Source organism: Ilumatobacter sp., assembly GCF_041688325.1.
Lineage (GTDB): Bacteria > Actinomycetota > Acidimicrobiia > Acidimicrobiales > Ilumatobacteraceae > Ilumatobacter_A.
Genome location: NZ_JBDNIJ010000346.1, coordinates 1 through 2,065, shown reverse-complemented (window position 1 = coordinate 2,065; position 2,065 = coordinate 1). Strand labels below are relative to the sequence as shown.

2 protein-coding genes and 2 pseudogenes are annotated in these 2,065 nt (G+C 61.3%); 2 read left to right on the top strand and 2 right to left on the bottom strand.

The window, feature by feature from the left end; genetic code table 11:
* Positions 1 to 313 (top strand): annotated as a pseudogene (locus ACH2EI_RS17990) (hypothetical protein); the annotation flags it as partial.
* 6 nt (positions 314 to 319) lie between these two features.
* Here ACH2EI_RS17990 and ACH2EI_RS17985 read toward each other — a convergent pair.
* The gene (locus ACH2EI_RS17985) at positions 320 to 763 is read right to left on the bottom strand and encodes a YbhN family protein (RefSeq protein WP_395155540.1); all 444 of its coding nucleotides are present in this window, start codon (positions 761 to 763) and stop codon (positions 320 to 322) included.
* Positions 764 to 1,232: 469 nt separating this feature from the next.
* Entirely contained in the window at positions 1,233 to 1,469 is a 237-nt protein-coding gene (locus ACH2EI_RS17980) for a hypothetical protein (protein ID WP_395155541.1), read from the bottom strand.
* A 241-nt stretch (positions 1,470 to 1,710) separates the two neighbouring features.
* On the opposite strand from ACH2EI_RS17980, the pseudogene ACH2EI_RS17975 reads away from it, so the two are divergent.
* A pseudogene (locus ACH2EI_RS17975) lies at positions 1,711 to 2,065 on the top strand (FMN-binding glutamate synthase family protein); the annotation flags it as partial.

Genomic DNA, 2,065 nt, shown 5'->3' with positions numbered 1-2,065 from the left:
GATGAGTTCTGACGATCATCACGTTGGAATGGTCGCGGCAATGGTGATCGACGGCGACCACATCGAGGGCGTGTATATCGAAGCGGGCCTGCCGGGCTTTCGCCACCTCGTGGCCGTTCCGATCATGGCCGTCGGCAAGGTTCGCAACGACGAGATCACCCTCAACATCGATCGGAAGAAGTTTCGTTCGCTGCCACCGATCGACACGTCGACCGGCGCAGACGCTGGGAAACTGGCTGCGATCGAACACCGAGTTGCATCGGCCTGCAAGCGGATAGCCAGCGCGGTGCGCAATAAGTCCAGCCGAGACTGAAACTCTTCACACCCTTCGACCCTTCGACCCTTTGACGGGCTGTAACCCGTTCACTGGCTTCTTTGCGGTGGTCGAGGCGGCCTGTCGGTTGACTTCGGCAACAAAGTTCGTCGGCTTGGGGTGCATCAGTCTGCTCAGGTAGTGCCCCGTCACAGTGATGTAGCTGAACGCTCCGACAGGTATCGGCGTCCAGAAGTTGACGAGTCGGTAGACGACCACGGCGATCGCCACCTGTGAGCGCGAGCTACCGAACCCGACCAGCGTTGGGATCAAGATCGCTTCAATAACACCAAGGCCACCGGGGCTGATCGGGATCGTCGCCATGACATTCGCGAGCCCGTAGGCGACGAGGAGCCCGATGATTGTCGGGCGCGGTCCGAATGCAGCCATAGCAACGTAGAGCGCAGCGGCGTCAAGCAGCCAGTTCGCGGCGCCATAGCCAAGAACCAAGACAGAGCCAGGACCAAGACATAGCCAAGGACAAGGTCGATACGGTGCCGGTCATCGGCGTGCGAATCGAGCTGGCTCGCCAGGCTGAGCATCGTGGACTGCACTGCGTTGCGATCGACTTTCGGGAGATGTCCGGCAGCGTTTGCCACGCGATCAGCAACTGCGTCTTGGCCCCGACGCAGACCGATTACGGCCATGGCAAATAGGCCGACGAGGACAGCGCCCACTGCGGCAACGGTGGCGTAGATCGGATGGAATCCGCTCGCTGGAATCGACGCAACCAGCGCGATCCACAACAAGGCATTCAGGACGATGGCTGAGCCGATTGCTTGCGTGCCGAGCGCAAAGCTGAGTTCGTCTGACGGGACACCGTTGCGACCGAGAAGTCGGTAGTTCACCGCGACCGCCGTAACGGCGCCGCCGGGGACGACGGGGTTCATGCCAGTCGACGCCATCGCTACACCGAAGCTCACGCCAGCGTCGGTCGGTGCGCCTTGGGAATCAAGAGCAGCGTGAGCCGCGAGTACGCGACGAAGGACGCGATCTCACACGCCAGTGCCACAGCCAAGAGAATCGGGTTCACCGAACCGAATACGGACAATGCTTTGTGGGCCCCACCGACCTGGGGGATCACGAACAGATGGACGACGAGCGCGAAGACCGAGAGCTTTGCGAGACGCTTGGCGGGGCGGGAGTGCTTCGTCACGGCCAGCGCAGCGATCGACTACTGCAGTTGTGGCCATGGTCATCGGTCTGGCGGAGCTTGTCTTCGCCCCGATGGGATAGTGAGCACCGGCATCACCGGTGTCTCACCTCAGCCCGACAGACAGGGGCCAGTCGCCCGATCAGATCGTGTGCTGCTGAGGTTGTCCGATGACACGATGACGTCAGTGGCTCGGCGCTTTCGTGCCGTGTACCCGTTGACGTTGTCGTGGAAGATGCAGAATATGACCCGTTTCGGAACTGTTGCCGGTGCCTTCGTTCTGTCCGGCGCCGCATGGTTCCTGACAATCGCTACGTCATGGTGGTGGATGATGGTGGCTGTACCGATGACCCTGCTCGTCTTCCTGGGAACCTTCGACGCTGTGCAGACCAAGCACAGCATCCTGCGCAACTACCCGATTCTGGGACACTTCCGGTACGCCCTCGAATCGTTGCGACCCGAATTGCAGCAGTATTTCGTTGAGCGCGCCACCGACGGCACCCCATATGACCGCAACGCTCGGTCGTTGATCTACGAACGGGCCAAAGGTGCGAACGAGGAGCATCCGTTCGGCACAGAGCGCGACCTCTACGCGCCCG